The sequence below is a fragment of the Paenibacillus sp. YIM B09110 genome (assembly GCF_037167145.1).
Classification (GTDB): Bacteria; Bacillota; Bacilli; order Paenibacillales; family Paenibacillaceae; genus Pristimantibacillus.
This window is the reverse complement of sequence record NZ_JBANSP010000001.1, coordinates 392177-408405: the sequence shown is the minus strand read 5'-3', so window position 1 is coordinate 408405 and position 16229 is coordinate 392177. Positions and strand designations below refer to the sequence as shown.

The window sequence follows — 16229 nt, the reverse complement described above, 5'->3', positions numbered from 1 at the left end:
GCCTCCATTTCATTAATTGCCTATTTTTTAGTCGGGATGTGCTAGTGCTGCAGCCGCTCAAGCATCTCGAAGCAAGCTCTGCCGTTGTGATAAGGGCACTTCCAGGCGCTTACCTTCTGCACATTCTCGCTCGGCTTGCCGTCTTCGTTTACGCTCCAATGCCATTCGCCGAACTGTTTATCGACGATATAATTTTCGATGAATTGCCAGGAGCGCTGCGCAGCGTCACGGTACTTCTCGTCGCCGCTCATCTGATAAGCATTATAGAAGCCGACAACGGCTTCGGCTTGCGGCCACCAGTCCTTGTCTGCGTCGATGAGTCCATGAGCGTCTGCTTCATTCCATAGCCCGCCGTCTTTATCGACGCCTTCATTCAACGTCGCTTCCGCCATGCGCAGCGCAATGGCCTTCGATTCTGCCAGCAGAGCTTCGTTGCCAAGCACCTCAGCAGCTTCGACGAGCAGCCAACTGCCCTCGATGTCATGTCCGTAAGAGACATGCTCGGACTTGCTGTTCCATTCCTCGTCGAAGAAAAGCAGGAAATGCGCGCTGTCGGCATCGATAATATGCTTGATCGTGACTTCGATTAGCTCCTTCAGCTTCGCGCTAAGCTCATCCGACTTCCATACACGGTACAGATTCGTGTACGCCTCCAGCACATGCAGATGCGTGTTCATCGATTTCTTCTCGTTCAAATCTTTGTTGCTTAAGGAAAGATCATCGGTTTGTTCCCATTCGCGGGACAACGCTTCGACATAACCTTTATGGATAGGATCGTAGCCATGCTTCTCGAGCACCGAGAAGAGCTCGATGGCTTGTGCGAGTGCCGGCTCGTGCCCGGTGGCGCGGTAATATTCGGACAGCGCATAGATGGCGAATGCTTGGCCGTAAATCTGCTTCTTAGGCTGGGACGGGCTACCTTCCGCATCCACCATCCAGTACAAGCCGCCGTATTCGCGATCGATGAAATGCTCGGTTACATAGGCATACGCACGCTCGGCTATTCGCAAATATTGCTTGTCTTTATAAATGCGATAGGCGGAAGCGAATGTCCATAAAATGCGAGTGTTGAGCACAGAGCTTTTGTCTGCCGAGGCATCCACTTCAAGCTCGCGGCTGATGTAGCCGTAGAAGCCACCTTTCTCTTCGTCAATGGAATGCTTCATCCAGAAGCCGAGAATATTATCCTTCAGCTCCGCCTCAATGGCAGGCAACCATTGCTGTTTCCAGTCGCTCATTTAGTTGCCGCCCCTTTCGCCGGTTGCTTTGTTTTAACTGTGTAATACGAACGAACAGTGCTCTCCGCTTGCTTGCCGTACATGCAGTAGTCGTCGTTGGCGCCGGCTTCGCTTTCTTCATAAAGCTTTGCCGGCCAATCCCATAACATGAAGCCGCCTACCCAGTCGCGCTTGTCGCAAGCCGAGAACATCGCTTCGTAGAAGCTGCGCTGCGCATCCTCGCTCGGCGCCCCTGCAAGTCCCCAGTCGTTCGGGATGTAAGGCGAGCCCTCGCGGCTCGGACAGCCCGCTTCCATGAAGAAAAATGGCTTATCATGAGCAGCCACAACACGCTCGATGCGATCAAGTTGCTCCTCCCAATTGTCAATCGGGTAGTAGCCGCTCGAAGAGATGACGTCGACGGCATCCCACCATTTCACATTGGCTTCCTGATATTTATCGCAGTTGTAAGTAATGATGCCGGAATAAACGCCTCGAACCTCGGCGATAAGCTTACGCCATTCTTCCTCACGGCGATCCGTCTGTACCATCTCGCAGCCGATACAGAGCATCTCGCAGCCGGTCTCTTCCGCGATCCGTGCATAATGAACGATAAATGCGGTATAGGAGGCGAACCATTCCGACCACTTCGGTTCACAGGGCACGTCGACATCGAAGAAGTTAATATGGGCGCGCCAAGTGCCGTTGGCACAGTTCACGACAGGTTTCATTACAACCTGCAGCCCAAGCTCCTTCGCTTTGCGAATGGCAGAGCGTACTTCCTCGTCGGTTACGGTAGGCGCTTCCTTATATTTGATTTCAGTTGCTTGCGGATGATCTTGCAATGCTCCGAGCGTGATGGCCGTCCAGTTCACGTTAAGGCGGCTGGCCATAAGCTCCATCGATTTATCGGCTTGCTCGCCAGTCCAAGTGCCGCGAACGCCGGTCCAACCCCAGGTCATTCCTCCGATGTAGGAGGGTAAAGTGGACAAAGTTGACATAGAATCGCCTCGCTTTGCTGATAGGTAGATTTGTTATCATAATTAATTAGTTTGTTATATAACAAGTAAACATGATAAACAGGCGTTTTGGCAATACCTTAGTCGCGGAACGGGCGAATTTTATTTCTTCTTCAATAAACGAAGCGATTTAGAGGCAAATAACCTACTTAAAGCGATTACATTGAATAAATGTTAGTTATAAATGAAATTTCTGAAGATGTCATTTGAAGACTATAAATCGCATTTTAAACCATTTGCGAACGCTTACTAGTGAGGTAAACTCAATTTGCAAGCGTTACCAAACGATGAACAGGGGGAAATACGAAATGAAGAAAATTGCATCGTTAGCTTTATTGTCTGCTGTTATGCTAACAACGTTGGCTGCATGTGGCGGGAACAATGGGGACAATGAAACGAACAAAGCGACAAACGCACCGGCAAGCGAGAACACGGCAACGAACAAGCCGAGCAACGGCGGGGGCGAGGAGGCTGCTTCCAACATTACCGGCGAGGTTGTGTTCCTAACGAACCGTACCGACATGGTTGACAAGGAGTATGTTGATTACGAGAAACGATTCGAGGAGAAATACCCGGGCGTTGACCTGAAGTTCGAAGCGATCCTTGACTACGACAAAACGCTTAAGATCCGTATCGCTTCCGGTGATTTCCCGGACGTCGTATTCACGCCTACCATTCCGAACAACGAGCTGTCGAACTACTTCGCTCCGCTTGACGACATTCAATTTTCCGACGAGATCTATTTCAAAGATTTGAAATCGTTCGAAAACAAAATGTACGGCGTATCCTCCGGCGGTTCTACTGTAGGTATCGTTTATAACAAAAAAGCGTTCGAGAAAGCCGGCATTACGGCGATTCCAAAAACGTACGACGAGTTCCTTGCAGCTGCACAGAAGCTGAAGGATGCAGGCATCGTGCCGCTCGCTTCCAACTTCAAGGACAAATGGCCGCTTGATGCATGGGTATATGACGTGACTACGATCGTAGGCGAGGACCCGGCTCACCAGAACAAACGCGCTGAAACGGATACACCTTACACGCTTGACAACGCATACGGCAAATCATGGGGCATCCTTCGTGAACTGTACGAAAAAGGCTTCCTTGAGAAAGACGTTAACTCGACGAACTGGGAGCAATCGAAGAAGGACGTCGCATCGGGCAACTTCGGCATGTATCTGCTTGGCAACTGGGTTATCAACCAAGTTATCGAGAACGGCGCTGCTGCCGAGGACGTAGGCTTCTTCCCATTCCCTGCCGACAACAGCGGCGTAGCGAAAGCACCTCTTAACCCGGACTTCTTCTACGCGGTTAACAAAAACGGCAACGTAGAAGCGGCTAAAGCGTTCGTGAAATGGATGATTGAAGAATCCGGCTTCGACGACTTCGCCGGCTTCATCCCGACGCTCAAAGGCAAAGAACCAAAATTGCCACAGCTTGCGGAATTCAACACGTACTCGCCGAAATACTTCGAGCCGGCGCAACCAGTGGATGCGGCAACGCAAATCCAGAACAAAGCGCAGCTTGACCAAGCGGCTGTCGTTCAAGAGTTCGTATTGTCGAAGGATCCGCAGAAAGTATTCGATAAAGTGAACACGGCTTGGGCGAAAGCGAAGAAGGACTTAGGTCTGTAACTGTAATTGTTATTCATTAGATAACGAGGCGCGGACGGATGATCGGGTTGTGAGATCATCCGTCCTAGTCTTTCGGGAAGGAAGGGATACCGTATGTTCAGCAGGCTTTCTTTTAATACGCAGAAGAAGCTCATCATCACTCTGTTCGTGTCGGTGCCGCTGCTGCTGCTTCTGACATTTGCTTATTACCCGGCGCTCGAGCTGTTTCGCATCAGCTTCACGAGCTGGGACGGCTTAAGTCCGGACCGGTCATGGATCGGCTTTGACAACTATAAGGAGGTTTTCTCCAATCCGGGCATCTTCGGCGTGTTCAAGCATAACCTTGCTTACTTCGTCGTCGGTATCGTTCAGAACATCCTGGCTATTTATTTCGCGGTAGTACTTAACAGCAAGCTGAAGGGGCGCAACTTCTTCCGACTGCTGCTCTTCTTGCCTTATATTCTTAACGGCGTTGCCGTCGCCTACTTATTCGGATACGTATTCGATACGACGAACGGCTCGCTTAATTACTTATTGGGACAGCTGGGCTTCGGAGCTTTGTCCGAAACGAGCTGGCTTGGCAATGGTTCATTCGTTAACTATACGCTCGCTTCTATCGGCCTATGGAGATTCATGGGCTTCAATATGGTTATTTACTTAGCGGCGCTTCAATCGATTCCAAGTGACCTATATGAGGCCGCATCGATCGACGGAGCGAACGGCTGGAAGCAATTTTTGCATATTACGCTGCCAAACATCTATAAGATTATCGAGTTGAACTTGTTCTTAACCGTTACGGGAGCTTTGGAAGTATTCGATCTACCTTTCGTATTGACGAAGGGCGGACCGGCCGGAGCAAGCGAAACCTTCGTTATGAAAATTATCGAGACCGCATTCCAGTTCAACAACTACGGCCTAGCATCGGCAATGAGTGTAGTCTTGTTGTTATTTGTAGTCATCGTGTTATCGATTCAGCGCTTCCTGCTGAATAGAAAGGGGGAATAAAGGATGCAGCGATCTAGCCGAATCTGGGATAGCTTCAAATATTTATCGCTCATCGCAGCCGCCTTTGCGATATTGTTCCCGCCTTACATTATTATCGTCAATGCGTTCAAGACGAAGGAAGAGTTCCAAACGAAGTCTTCCATCTCCTTGCCGGACAGCTTCCTTAACTTCAGCAACTTCGGCGCGGCATTCAAGTCCGCGGACATGACGACGGCCTTCGGTAATACGATTATTATTATCGTTGTTACGCTCGTGCTTAATATTCTGATCGGCTCGGCTTTCTGTTATGCGGTCGGACGATTCAACTTTAAGTTCAAAGGCGCGCTTGTCGGACTGTTCCTGTTCGCGACAATCATTCCGTCAATTACGACGCAGGTTGTCAACTACAAGACGATTCAAGCGCTGGAGCTGACGAACAACCTGATGGGGCCGGTACTGATCTATGTCGGCGCCGATATTTTGCAAATCTATATTTTCTTGCAATTCATTCGCAACATCCCTTATGAGCTCGATGAGAGCGCCATGCTGGAGGGAGCTTCATTGTTCAGGATCTTCCGCTCGATCATCTTCCCGCTGCTTGCCCCGGCGACAGCGACCATCGTGATCTTGAAGACGATCAGCATCTACAACGATATGTTCATTCCGTACTTGTACTTGCCACGGCCCGAGCATGTCGTCGTATCGACGTCTCTTATGCGCTTCTTCGGCGTCAACAGCGGCGACTGGCAGATGATTTCATCGGCAATCCTGATTATTATGATTCCTACGGCAATACTCTACATGTTCCTTCAAAAGTATATTTTCGCAGGTGTGACAAGCGGCGCGGTGAAGTAACCGCCCGCTTGTTTTTCTTGCACAGGCTGATGAAGGAAAGATTGAAGTTTCGCGGATTTTGGCTCAAACTACGAGGGAGGAGCTGAAGTGGTATGAACATCATCATTGTCGACGACGAAGAATTTATTAGGCTCGGTTTGCAAAAGATTTTGCTGAAAATGGAGCTCGACATACAAGTGATCGGCTCGTTCAGCAACGGGATGGACGCTTGGACGCATATTGCCAAGCTTGCCCCCGGCGAGCTCGACGTCCTGATTACCGATATAAAGATGCCGATGATGGACGGCTTGCGTCTCATCGAACATATACGCGACAAGTCGATAGCTATGATCGTGCTTAGCGGCTTCAGTGAATTCGAATACGCCCGCAAGGCGCTTAGGCAAGGGGTGAGGGACTATCTGCTGAAGCCGATCGATAAAGCGCAGTTGTACGAACTGCTCACAAGGCTGAAGAGTGAAAGGCAAACGGCTAAGGAGCAGGAGCAGCTAGCCGATGAAGCGTCGTCGCAGTCCCTGTCTGCCGACAAGGAGCATCGCGTCATTGAACGGATGAAGGCGATACTGGAGCAGCAGTATGACAAAAACTTCGAGATGGAGAGCATTGCAGAGACGGTTGGCATGAGCGGCAACTATTTGAGCAGGCTATTCAAGCAAGAGACGGGGGAGACGGTAACCGACTTCCTTATTCGGATTCGGATCGAGAAGGCGAAACAGTTCATGAGCGATCATCCTTCTTTAAAAAACTATGAAATCTCGCAGTTGGTCGGCTACAGCGATCCGGTCTATTTCAACAAGCTGTTCAAGAAGATGGTCGGCGTAACGCCGAAGGATTATAAGGATAAGCACCGCTGATCGTATAGCAGCAAAAAACAATAATTATTTTGCAAATTCACACATTTACATAACATCCCTTTAGGAGTTAAGATGAGTGGCGTCAGCACGAAACGATGATACATAGAGATTATGGGCTGCAGAAGGATGGAGACTATCATGTTGGAGAGTGCCGCAGAGCTTAAGGCACAGAGAGGGTTAGGCAGCACGTTCGAGAACGCGGCGCTTGCAGAAGAAACAACCCCGTTTAAGTTTTTGTTATCGTTATACAAAGGGAACTTTGGCAATTTGTTTATTTCGTTTGTTTTTTTGCTTGTGAAAAGCGCGCCGATCTATGTGCTGCCGATCGTTACGGCGAATATCATCAATATCGCGACGAATCCTTCGGCACATTCCATGCGCGGTATGTGGATCAACTTTATCGTTGTAGTCATCGTCATTTTGCAAAATATACCGACACACGCTGCATACATATCGTTCCTCAGCCGTGCTGTCCGGCATGTAGAGGCGGGACTTCGCAGCGCAATGGTGCGCAAGCTGCAGCAGCTGTCGATCAATTCGCATCGCGAGCTTCCGGCGGGCAAGCTGCAGTCGAAGGTGCTTCGCGATGTCGAAGCGGTCGAGGCGATGTCGAAGCAGTTCATGCTCGCGCTCGCTCCGGCAGTTGTCAACATCGTGGTCTCGTTCATCATTACGGTGCAGAGCAGCTGGATCGTGTCGCTGTTCTTCGTGCTTACGATTCCGATGTCAATCACCATCGTGACGGTGTTCCGCCGAAAAATACGACGCTCGAACAGCGAGTTCCGCAAGGAGATCGAGCAAATGTCGTCGCGCGTATCGGAGATGGTCGAGATGATTCCGGTGACGCGTGCGCATGGACTAGAAAAAGTAGAAATTGCGCGCATCGATTCCACGCTGCGCAACATTCAGGGCAAAGGCTATAGACTTGACCTCGTTGAAGCGTACTTCGGTGCTTCGAACTGGGTAACATTCCAAATCTTCCAGGTGTTCTGCTTAATGTTCACTGCTTATCTTGCTTACAAGGGCGATATCCAGGTAGGCGACGTTGTGATGTACCAAGGCTTCTTCTCGATGATCTTGGCTTCGGTTACCGGTCTGATTAATATTTATCCGCAGATTGCGAAGGGACTTGAGTCGATTCGCTCGATCAAAGAAATATTAGTGTCTACGGACATTGAGAACAATAGCGGCAAGCAGAAAATGGCGGATGTGAGAGGCGCATTCTCCTTTGAGAACGTCGAGCTCTCCTACCCGGGCAGCGAGCATCATGTGCTTGAGGACGTCACGCTTGAGGTGAAGGCGGGCGAATGTATCGCGTTCGTCGGTGCGTCCGGCGCAGGCAAGTCGACGGTGCTTAATCTCGTCATTGGTTTCCTGCAGGCGACCGGAGGCAAGGTGCGCGTCGATGGCATCGATATGAACGACATCGACCTGCGCAGCTACCGCAAGCATCTGGCCGTCGTGCCGCAGACGAATATCTTATTCTCCGGTACGATACGCGATAATATTACGTACGGATTGAAAGAGATTAACGAGGCGGACATTGCCCGCGTCGTAGAGATGGCGAACTTGTCCGAGTTCATTCAGAAGCTTCCGAAAGGGCTCGATACGATGGTCGGCGAGCATGGCGGCAAGCTGTCCGGCGGCCAACGTCAGCGGATTGCGATAGCGCGCGCATTAATTCGCGATCCGAAGGTAATCGTGCTCGACGAAGCGACATCGGCTCTCGACAACGAGTCGGAGTTCCATGTGCAGAAGGCGATGCAGGAACTCATCAAGGATCGGACTACGTTTATTGTTGCGCATAGGCTGTCCACGATTCGCGATGCGGACAGAATCGTCGTCATGAAGAACGGCCGTGTAGCCGAGATCGGCACATTCGACGAGTTAATGGCAGGCAAAGGCGAGTTTTATAGCTTAAGGCAGCTGTCGTTGTAGCGGGGATGCGCGAGGGTTAAGTTATGAAGAGGCTCACTAATTAATGAACCAAATCTCACTTATTACGGCGTATTTCGGGATATATGGAATTAGAATGAGGCAAACCTCACTGCGCGTGAACCTAGGTTCATGGCGAGTGAGGTTTGCCTCATTCCTTGTTAGTAGGGATTTTATTACATTTAAATTTGTGAGATTAGCCTCACTATTGAGTGAGCAGCTTCACAACTCCCACCACTTCAAGTACAGGAACGGATCGATGGCGGCATATACTGGCGTACGCTTGTAAATGCCAAAGTGCAGATGAGGCAGAAACTTTCCTTCTGTTCCTTCGGGACCGTACCCCGTGCTGCCGACATAGCCGATTAGCTGCCCTGCGGTTACGGTAATGCCTTCCTTGATGCCGGTCGCATACTTGGATAGATGCGCATAATAAAACTCAGTCGATTCATCGACGCGCACCGTGACGCGCCAGCCCCCGTATTCGTTCCATGCGGCTTTGACGATCGTGCCTCCAAGCGCGCTGTATACGGGAGTGCCTTTGTCCGCGAATATATCGACGCCTTCGTGCGAACGAGCAGCCGCTCCTTCAGGCGACCACGTACGTGAGTCCGCGTAAGTATTGGTGAACGGCGTATAGCTTTCTTTTGCAAGCGGAAATACGCCCGTTAAGTAGTTGTCTGGCTTCTTAGGTATGCGAATCTCTAGTCCCATCCATATGTTATTTGGATTCGATAATTGTGGATTGGCATTTATGAGCTTAATAAGCGGGATATTGTAACGCTGCGCTATCTTCCACATCGTGTCGTTCTGCTGAACCTTGACCTGGGTATATTCCGGCGGGTTTGGCACTTGAAGCGTCTGTCCAATCGTCAGATCGTCGGTTGTCAGGCTGTCTCAACCTCTCTCATGTGGAATGATCTTCTATTCCATATTAGTAGAGAAAGCGCTTCATATTTAGCGGTAAATACTGGGCTGCAGCGAAGGGACAGGGTTTACTAGAGGTTTGTTAATGTTCAAATTTTGATATGATATATGAATATTGTACAAGGAATACTGAAATCCAATTGTTTTATAATGTGAATATAGTTCTACTACTACGAAGTGAGGAGTCGACATAAATGCGTAAAAAATTCATTTATTCCCCTCCGGCGAACGGTTATCCCGAATGGAATAACAATCCGGATATTTTTCAGTTAAATCGAATGGATGCTCATGCTTCGTTAATGCCGTTCGACACGGTAGAGGAAGCGCTGAAAGGGGATCATGCGTCATCCGCGAATCGTTTGTTGCTGAACGGTAAATGGAAGTTCGCTTTCGCAACGAATGCAGAGGCTCGTATCGCTGACTTTTACGAGGCTGATTACGATCATAGCGGCTGGGATGAGATTGCCGTGCCCGGTCATTGGCAGTTGCAGGGTTATGATTACCCGCAATATACGAATGTGACTTACCCTTGGCATGGCAACGAGGATGTGAAGGCGCCGTTCGCGCCGACTGAATATAATCCCGTCGGCTCGTATGTACGCTCTTTCATCGTGCCGGACAATTGGCAAGGAAAACCCGTCTTCATTAGCTTCCAAGGCGTTGAGTCAGCGTTCTACGTGTGGTTGAATGGTGAACTGGTCGGCTTTAGTCAAGATACGTTCACGCCATCGGAATTCGATCTGACGCCTTATCTGAACGAGGGTGAGAACAAGCTTGCGGTTGAAGTATACCGCTGGAGCGATGCAAGCTGGCTGGAGGACCAAGACTTCTGGCGGATGAGCGGGATATTCCGCGATGTGTATTTGTACACGACGCCGGATGTACATATCTACGACTTCTTCGTAAGGACACAGCTCGATGAGCAGTATCGCGATGCGGAGCTGGTCATTGATGCGAAGCTGCTCGATTATTATGCACGCGATGCGGCTAACGTGACCGTCGAGGCCGTTCTGTATGACGCTGCCGGCCAGCCTGTTCTGGCAGAGCCGTTAACCGTTAGTATTTCGACCATTGGCGAACAACTTAAGGAAATTCAGCTCGGAGCAAGCCTATCCAATCCGCTCAAATGGAGCGCCGAGCAGCCGAACTTATATACGCTTTTGCTGTGCTTGAAGAATGAGGTCGGCGAGCTGCTTGAGGCAGTAAGCTGCAAGGTGGGCTTCCGGAGCTTCGAGCTGAAGGATGGCCTTATGGTGATAAATGGTAAGCGAATTATGTTCAAAGGTGTTAATCGCCATGAGTTCAACTGCGATACAGGACGCTCGATTACAGAAGCGGATATGCGCAAGGATATTGAGCTCATGAAGCTTCACAATATTAATTCCGTCCGAACATCGCACTATCCGAATGACTCGCTCTGGTATAAGCTTTGCGACGAATATGGGCTGTACGTCATTGATGAGACGAATTTGGAGACGCATGGCTCGTGGACTTACGGGCAGCAGGAGCTGCTCGAGACCGTGCCGGGCAGCCGCCCCGAATGGACGGCGGCGGTGCTTGACCGCTGCAACACGATGTTCCAGCGCGACAAGAACCATCCGTCTATTGTCATCTGGTCGCTCGGCAACGAAGCTTTCGGCGGCGACAACTTCATTAAGATGCATGATTACTTACGCCAAGTTGATCCTACGCGGATCGTTCATTACGAAGGAGTCTTCCATTATCGGGCGTCTGAGGCAGCTTCTGACATCGAGAGTCAGATGTATACGTCGCCTGAAGGTGTGGAGCGCTATGCGCAGAGCAATCCGAAGAAACCTTACATTCTTTGCGAATACAGCCACGCGATGGGCAACTCTTGCGGCGGTCTGCACTTGTATTGGGATGTGTTCGAACGATACCCTGTGCTTCAAGGGGGCTTTATCTGGGATTGGATCGATCAGTCGATCCGAATTGTAGATGCGGACGGCACGGTAAAGATGCAATACGGCGGCGACTTCGGCGAATCGCCGCATGACGGCAACTTCTGCGGCAACGGCCTTATTTTCGCGGATCGGACGGTCTCGCCTAAGCTGCAGGAAGTGAAGAAGGTATATCAGAATGTGAAGTTCGAAGCGGTCGACTTGGCTGCGGGTACGATTAAAGTAACGAACCGTCATCTGTTTAACGCGCTTGATCAGTATGCGTTTGTGTGGAGCGTAGCGGTCGATGGATGCAAGGTGGAAGAGGGAACCGTGCCTGCTGCGGTCGCTCCTGAATCGCAAGAGACGATCACGATCGGCTACCAATTACCTATTCTCGCTAGCGCATCCGAGCAAGCGGTGCTGACCGTTCAGTTGCTGCTTAAGGAAGATACGGTTTGGGCAACGGAAGGCCACGAGATCGCGTTCGAGCAGTTCGTGCTGCCGGCGCAAGCCATCGTTCGCGTCGGTCCTGCCGCTGAGAAACCAAACGTCACGTTGAAGGAGACAGCCGAGTTGTTGACGATTACAGGCGAGTCATTCGCGGCAAGCTTCAACAAGGCGAATGGCAGCTTGGCCGCTTATGCTTGGAGAGGCAAGGAACGTCTGCGGACGGCGCTAACGCCGAACTTCTGGCGCGCTTACACGGATAATGACCGCGGTAATAAGCATCATGAACGCTGTGCGACATGGCGCGAAGCGGGAGCCGAACGCTCATTGATAGCGCTGGAGTGGGAAGCGACGGGCAGCATTGCTATCGTTCGGGCGAAGTTTAGCTTACCGACGACAAGAGAGTCGGATCTAAGCATCGTATATACGGTAAGCGGAGACGGTGCAATAGACGTGTATGAGGAGCTGACTCCGGGGAACAGCTTGCCTGAAATTCCGGAGATCGGCATCATGTTCTCGTTGCCGGCAGAGTTCGATCAATTAAGCTGGTACGGCAACGGACCGGATGAGACGTATTGGGATCGTCAGACGGGCGGCAAGCTCGGGCGTTATTCCGGTACGGTGAAGGATCAGCTTGTTCCCTACATCCGTCCGCAGGAGTGCGGCAACAAAACGGATGTACGCAGCGCTGCTATAACGAATGCGCAGGGCGAAGGCATCAAGTTGACTGGACAGCCGCATTTTGAACTGAATGTCCTTCCTTATACGCCTTCCGAGCTGGAGTCTTATGATCATTTCTATAAGCCTCCTGCAAGCGACAAAACAGTCGTACGCGTCAACTATAAGCAAATGGGCGTCGGCGGGAATGACAGCTGGGGACAGAAGGCGGAGAAGGAGTATACGTTGTTCGCTAATCGGACGTACTCGCATCGCTTCTCGTTCCGAGGAATTTAACGCAAAAGGCTTGCCGTTATCCTTATGGGGACGGCAAGCCTTTGTCATTTAATATATACGCCTCCGAATGGAAGCAGTTCGCGCAGCACGCGCTTAATAATTCCTCCGTTGCTCTGCAACTGCTGCATGAGTTCGGCATCGTGAGAACCCGTCTGAATGAGTACCGGTCCGCTTCCGATTATTTCCCACTGCACCTGCATATGCTGGCTGGCTAATTGGTTGCCATATACGGACAGCTTAATGGACGCATGCTCGGGATAAGCGATGAGTGCTCCGGCTTCGACATAAAGCGGGCGATCCTTTTGGAGTTGAATCGCCTTCACGTCGCCAGCCGTGATGACGCCAAGCGTTCCCGGACCTGTGAATCGCATGCGTACGAATTCGCGCGTAATCCAGGCGTTTTTCATTTTCTGAATTCTGGGCTTCAGTTGCATACCGTCAGAGAAAAAAATAATATGCCGCAAATCGAATAATAGGTCGCTATCCTTCTCAATCTGAACCGACTCCAGCGAGCAGCCTGGCGGCAAGCCAAGCACGAATTCGGACGGTCCGCTTAGAAGCGAGCGTATCCACTTCCGCTTGCGGTACAGACCGGCTAGGTCCATGAACCGGTCCTCACGCAGATGAGGCAGTCCTTGATAAGCGATAATGGCTTTCGGATGCAGCACATGAAGCTTGTCCGCCGATTCGAGCGTTACATGCACATGGCCGTATGGAGCGGGGACGGTCGTTTTCATCCGCTAATTCCGCGTGCCGATGCGCTTCTCTGCTTACGCCATACGGCAAAGCGCCAGATGCGAACTGAGGCCAAATAAAGCACGATAAGGGATACAATGACGACCGCCGCCGTGATAAGCTTGCTGACGAGCGATTGACGCTGCTGCTTCATCTGCTCCATCTCGGCTTGAAGGCTGCTGTTCTGCGCGAGCAGCTCCTCATTTTGCTGGCGATATTGCTCGTTCTGTTCGGTCAATTCAGTTTGCTTCTGCGTTAGCTGCTCGGTTACGATCAGAGATTGCTCCAGCTTCTCGGCTTGGCTCTCGAGCAACGCTTGGGCATCGGAGTACTGCTGCTGCAGCTCATCGAGCTTCTCCGGCGTGTTGTATATGTCCTTAATACGGTCGAACATGCCGGCATGGGCGACAGGCTGCGGCAACGATAAGGTTAGTAAAATAGTAAGTGCGATTAGAAGGGAGGACGTATAATAAAGTCGTGTCATGATAAGATCTCCTTTCGCGAATGATCGACAATAGATTGCTGCTGTTTCCATTTTACAGTCTTTTTCGACAGTAGTCACCTTTCATGTTTTAGCCATTCGAATAACGGACAGGGAAGGATTACGACTGTCGGTAACGAAAGCATTGAAGAGTTATTATAGACTCGATTATGTGGTGGGAGGGCAGAATCGGATGGCGGAGATCGTAATTAGAAGACCGAAATCAGCGGAATACCCGCGTGTCCATGCGTTTCAGTGCGAATACTTGGATCGTGAGAGTCTCGAAGCGTTCGACAGAAAGCTGGCTGAGGCGACGGTGCATTACTTGGCGGCGTTCGACGGCAACGAAGTGGTTGGCGTATGCTACGGTTGCCAATCGTCCAGAGACTCCGATACAATGGCGTTGCAGGGCATTGCGGTCAGTTTAGATACGAGCAACAATTACGCGAGGACGGGAATAGGGTCTAAGCTCAATGCGGCCTTTGAACAGAGTGCTCGGAGCAGTGGTTATGCTCGAATTGACCTTGGCTCGGCTGACGATCTGAAGGTGGAGCGGTTTTATTTGAAAAACGGTTATGTACCGTATGAGCTGGTTGCCAAGGATGCGTACTATGAAGAGCTAACACGCGTAGCTGTCGACGATTATGCGAGCGGCAAGGAGTTGCAGCAGCAACTGCGGGATCAATATCGAAGCGCGAGCGAGGTTATATTTATATTCCACAAAGGTTTGGTCTAAAGATAAAAAAAGGCTGCTTTAAGCGTCTCAGCGGACGCCTCAAGCAGCCTATTCATTGCACTTTGACTAGGATCTTACATACAGACGGCTTGTCTCTTCCCAGATGCCGCCCGGCTCAAGCGATACGAGACCGATCTGATCGGCTGGCAGATTAACGTTCGGCGCATTGACCAGGTTAAGTTGCGGCTCAGGGCAGAAGAAGCCCGACGTCGCGCCATTGTTCCAAATCATCCATTGCTTGTAGGCTGTACCGACATCGTAGACAAGCGTAACGCCCGCGCGCGAATCGGTAAGTTCCATTGCATTGCGGCCGTTCTGCGGTTCGCTTGTGTAGTGATTGTCCATCGACTCCCAGATCGGGGACAGGCCAGTCGTCTTCATTGCTTCCTCTTCTGCGGATAGCGGTTGGTAGCTGCCTGTCGGAAGCATGCGCTCGTTAAGCTCCCAGCGCTTGCCTGTCGTCAGCGTGAAGCGGCAGTCGTCCACTGTGCTGTTCGATGCGAAAGGCGCATTGATTGCCGTATGGAATGCAATCATGCAAGGCATAGCATCTGTTCCTTCGTTATGAACAAGCACATTCTGCTGCAAGCCGAGATCGCTAAGCGAGTAGCGAAGCTTAATAGTGAATTTGTGAGGCAAGTAGGTATAGATAGGGTGGTTCTCATCAATTGAAATATTAAGAGCAACGTAGCTCTCCGTCTTCGTTACGCCGAAATCCTCCACAGACCATTCTGCCGTATGGAAGAAGCCGTGCAGATGGTTGCCGGTCTTCGCTTCATTGACCGGGAATTGATACGTTCTGCCGTTCCAAGTGAAGGTGCCGTCCTCGTATCGGTTCGGAGGGAATAAGACCGGAATGCCGTGAATGCCAGGGTTTGCTTTGAAGCTTTCCATTTCGTCTGCCGCGGGCTCGCGCAGGAAGGTATAATTATTCGTTGTATCGCGGAATGCGATCAGGTTAGCGCCAACCTTCGGCAACACTGCCGCTTCATAAGCGCCCCATTTCAGCCAAACGGCCGGCTCTTGGTGAAATAATTGCTCGAATGCTTGTCCTTGAGTAGACATAAGTTCCTCCTAGAATAATATTGAGAGTTATGTAGCGATACGTCATATTCAACCTAAGAATAGCAGGACACGGCACAACAAACAACCGCCTTATTCCGCTATTCGCGGAAATAAGGCGGTTGTGTAGACATCATGGCGTCTGGCGTAATTGGCTGTCAGCCGAACGCTGTCTGAACAATTCCTGAATGACGTATTGTTTGCGGCGATTTACGGGTAGCTGTTTCGATTCGGAACAGTCCGTTCCGAAATAAATGGTGCCGCCGGAGATCGATTTGATTTTGCCAAGGTTAATGTAGCAGTTGGAGCTGATCTGATAGAAGCTGCTCTTGCCAATTAGCTGAGTGATGAGCTCGGCAGTCATTCTCTTCTTTATATTGTAGTTTCTGCCGTGGAAGCTGACGAGTCCTTGCATTCCGATTCTGAAATAGAGCACATCCGACTCCAAATCAAAATCCTCATAAACATTCCTTTCGCTCAGTGCTAAATTCATCATTCCATCGTCCCCCTTCAGA

General features: G+C 50.6%; 14 protein-coding genes. 7 read left to right on the top strand and 7 right to left on the bottom strand.

Annotated features, from left to right (window positions below; all coding sequences use genetic code 11):
* Window positions 1–41: 41 nt before the first annotated feature.
* Both V8F51_RS01790 and V8F51_RS01785 read right to left on the bottom strand, forming a co-directional pair.
* On the bottom strand, window positions 42–1238 hold the full coding sequence (locus V8F51_RS01790; RefSeq protein ID WP_337098316.1) for an AGE family epimerase/isomerase: 1197 nt from the start codon (window positions 1236–1238) through the stop codon (window positions 42–44).
* Entirely contained in the window at window positions 1235–2179 is a 945-nt protein-coding gene (locus V8F51_RS01785) for a glycoside hydrolase family 113 (RefSeq protein ID WP_442956389.1), read from the bottom strand. Before V8F51_RS01785 ends, V8F51_RS01790 begins: the two co-directional genes overlap by 4 nt.
* 365 nt (window positions 2180–2544) lie before the next feature.
* Between V8F51_RS01785 and V8F51_RS01780 the strand changes: the two genes are divergently transcribed.
* The 5 genes from V8F51_RS01780 (at window position 2545) to V8F51_RS01760 (ending at window position 8474) form a co-directional block, all read left to right on the top strand.
* A complete protein-coding gene (locus V8F51_RS01780) occupies window positions 2545–3867 on the top strand; it encodes an ABC transporter substrate-binding protein (RefSeq protein ID WP_337098314.1) in 1323 nt (440 codons plus the stop codon).
* A gap of 93 nt (window positions 3868–3960) precedes the next feature.
* Window positions 3961–4851, top strand: coding sequence for a carbohydrate ABC transporter permease (locus V8F51_RS01775; protein ID WP_337098313.1), 891 nt, complete (start codon window positions 3961–3963; stop codon window positions 4849–4851).
* A gap of 3 nt (window positions 4852–4854) precedes the next feature.
* Window positions 4855–5685, top strand: coding sequence for a carbohydrate ABC transporter permease (locus tag V8F51_RS01770; protein WP_337098312.1), 831 nt, complete (start codon window positions 4855–4857; stop codon window positions 5683–5685).
* A gap of 92 nt (window positions 5686–5777) precedes the next feature.
* Entirely contained in the window at window positions 5778–6536 is a 759-nt protein-coding gene (locus tag V8F51_RS01765; RefSeq protein ID WP_337098311.1) for a response regulator, read from the top strand.
* Window positions 6537–6662: 126 nt separating this feature from the next.
* Complete coding sequence (locus V8F51_RS01760; protein WP_337098310.1) at window positions 6663–8474, top strand: ABC transporter ATP-binding protein; 1812 nt, start codon at window positions 6663–6665, stop codon at window positions 8472–8474.
* Between the two features lie 219 nt (window positions 8475–8693).
* Here the strand turns inward: V8F51_RS01760 and V8F51_RS01755 are convergent, their stop codons facing one another.
* Window positions 8694–9272 carry a M23 family metallopeptidase gene (locus V8F51_RS01755; RefSeq protein ID WP_442956388.1) on the bottom strand — a complete coding sequence of 193 codons (579 nt, stop codon included), beginning with the start codon at window positions 9270–9272 and terminating at the stop codon, window positions 8694–8696.
* A gap of 320 nt (window positions 9273–9592) precedes the next feature.
* On the opposite strand from V8F51_RS01755, the gene V8F51_RS01750 reads away from it, so the two are divergent.
* Window positions 9593–12700 carry a glycoside hydrolase family 2 TIM barrel-domain containing protein gene (locus V8F51_RS01750; protein ID WP_337098308.1) on the top strand — a complete coding sequence of 1036 codons (3108 nt, stop codon included), beginning with the start codon at window positions 9593–9595 and terminating at the stop codon, window positions 12698–12700.
* Window positions 12701–12744: 44 nt separating this feature from the next.
* Here the strand turns inward: V8F51_RS01750 and V8F51_RS01745 are convergent, their stop codons facing one another.
* Window positions 12745–13437: an AIM24 family protein gene (locus tag V8F51_RS01745; protein WP_337098307.1), complete on the bottom strand. Its 693-nt coding sequence runs from the start codon at window positions 13435–13437 to the stop codon at window positions 12745–12747.
* Window positions 13434–13919 carry a hypothetical protein gene (locus V8F51_RS01740; protein ID WP_337098306.1) on the bottom strand — a complete coding sequence of 162 codons (486 nt, stop codon included), beginning with the start codon at window positions 13917–13919 and terminating at the stop codon, window positions 13434–13436. Before V8F51_RS01740 ends, V8F51_RS01745 begins: the two co-directional genes overlap by 4 nt.
* 190 nt (window positions 13920–14109) lie before the next feature.
* Here V8F51_RS01740 and V8F51_RS01735 point away from each other — a divergent pair, with 190 nt between their 5' ends.
* Entirely contained in the window at window positions 14110–14652 is a 543-nt protein-coding gene (locus V8F51_RS01735; RefSeq protein ID WP_337098305.1) for a GNAT family N-acetyltransferase, read from the top strand.
* Between the two features lie 66 nt (window positions 14653–14718).
* On the opposite strand, the gene V8F51_RS01730 is transcribed toward V8F51_RS01735, so the two are convergent.
* Both V8F51_RS01730 and V8F51_RS01725 read right to left on the bottom strand, forming a co-directional pair.
* Window positions 14719–15717 carry an aldose 1-epimerase gene (locus V8F51_RS01730; RefSeq protein WP_337098304.1) on the bottom strand — a complete coding sequence of 333 codons (999 nt, stop codon included), beginning with the start codon at window positions 15715–15717 and terminating at the stop codon, window positions 14719–14721.
* Window positions 15718–15847: 130 nt separating this feature from the next.
* Entirely contained in the window at window positions 15848–16210 is a 363-nt protein-coding gene (locus V8F51_RS01725) for a LytTR family transcriptional regulator DNA-binding domain-containing protein (protein ID WP_337098303.1), read from the bottom strand.
* Window positions 16211–16229 lie beyond the last annotated feature (19 nt).

Coding starts and splice junctions, on each gene's coding strand:
- V8F51_RS01790 (WP_337098316.1), bottom strand. CDS start 1,238: ATGAGCGACTGGAAACAGCAATGGTTGCCTGCCATTGAGGCGGAGCTG.
- V8F51_RS01735 (WP_337098305.1), top strand. CDS start 14,110: ATGGCGGAGATCGTAATTAGAAGACCGAAATCAGCGGAATACCCGCGT.
- V8F51_RS01725 (WP_337098303.1), bottom strand. CDS start 16,210: ATGATGAATTTAGCACTGAGCGAAAGGAATGTTTATGAGGATTTTGAT.
- V8F51_RS01740 (WP_337098306.1), bottom strand. CDS start 13,919: ATGACACGACTTTATTATACGTCCTCCCTTCTAATCGCACTTACTATT.
- V8F51_RS01730 (WP_337098304.1), bottom strand. CDS start 15,717: ATGTCTACTCAAGGACAAGCATTCGAGCAATTATTTCACCAAGAGCCG.
- V8F51_RS01760 (WP_337098310.1), top strand. CDS start 6,663: ATGGAGACTATCATGTTGGAGAGTGCCGCAGAGCTTAAGGCACAGAGA.
- V8F51_RS01780 (WP_337098314.1), top strand. CDS start 2,545: ATGAAGAAAATTGCATCGTTAGCTTTATTGTCTGCTGTTATGCTAACA.
- V8F51_RS01775 (WP_337098313.1), top strand. CDS start 3,961: ATGTTCAGCAGGCTTTCTTTTAATACGCAGAAGAAGCTCATCATCACT.
- V8F51_RS01770 (WP_337098312.1), top strand. CDS start 4,855: ATGCAGCGATCTAGCCGAATCTGGGATAGCTTCAAATATTTATCGCTC.
- V8F51_RS01765 (WP_337098311.1), top strand. CDS start 5,778: ATGAACATCATCATTGTCGACGACGAAGAATTTATTAGGCTCGGTTTG.
- V8F51_RS01785 (WP_442956389.1), bottom strand. CDS start 2,179: ATGACCTGGGGTTGGACCGGCGTTCGCGGCACTTGGACTGGCGAGCAA.
- V8F51_RS01755 (WP_442956388.1), bottom strand. CDS start 9,272: ATGTGGAAGATAGCGCAGCGTTACAATATCCCGCTTATTAAGCTCATA.
- V8F51_RS01745 (WP_337098307.1), bottom strand. CDS start 13,437: ATGAAAACGACCGTCCCCGCTCCATACGGCCATGTGCATGTAACGCTC.
- V8F51_RS01750 (WP_337098308.1), top strand. CDS start 9,593: ATGCGTAAAAAATTCATTTATTCCCCTCCGGCGAACGGTTATCCCGAA.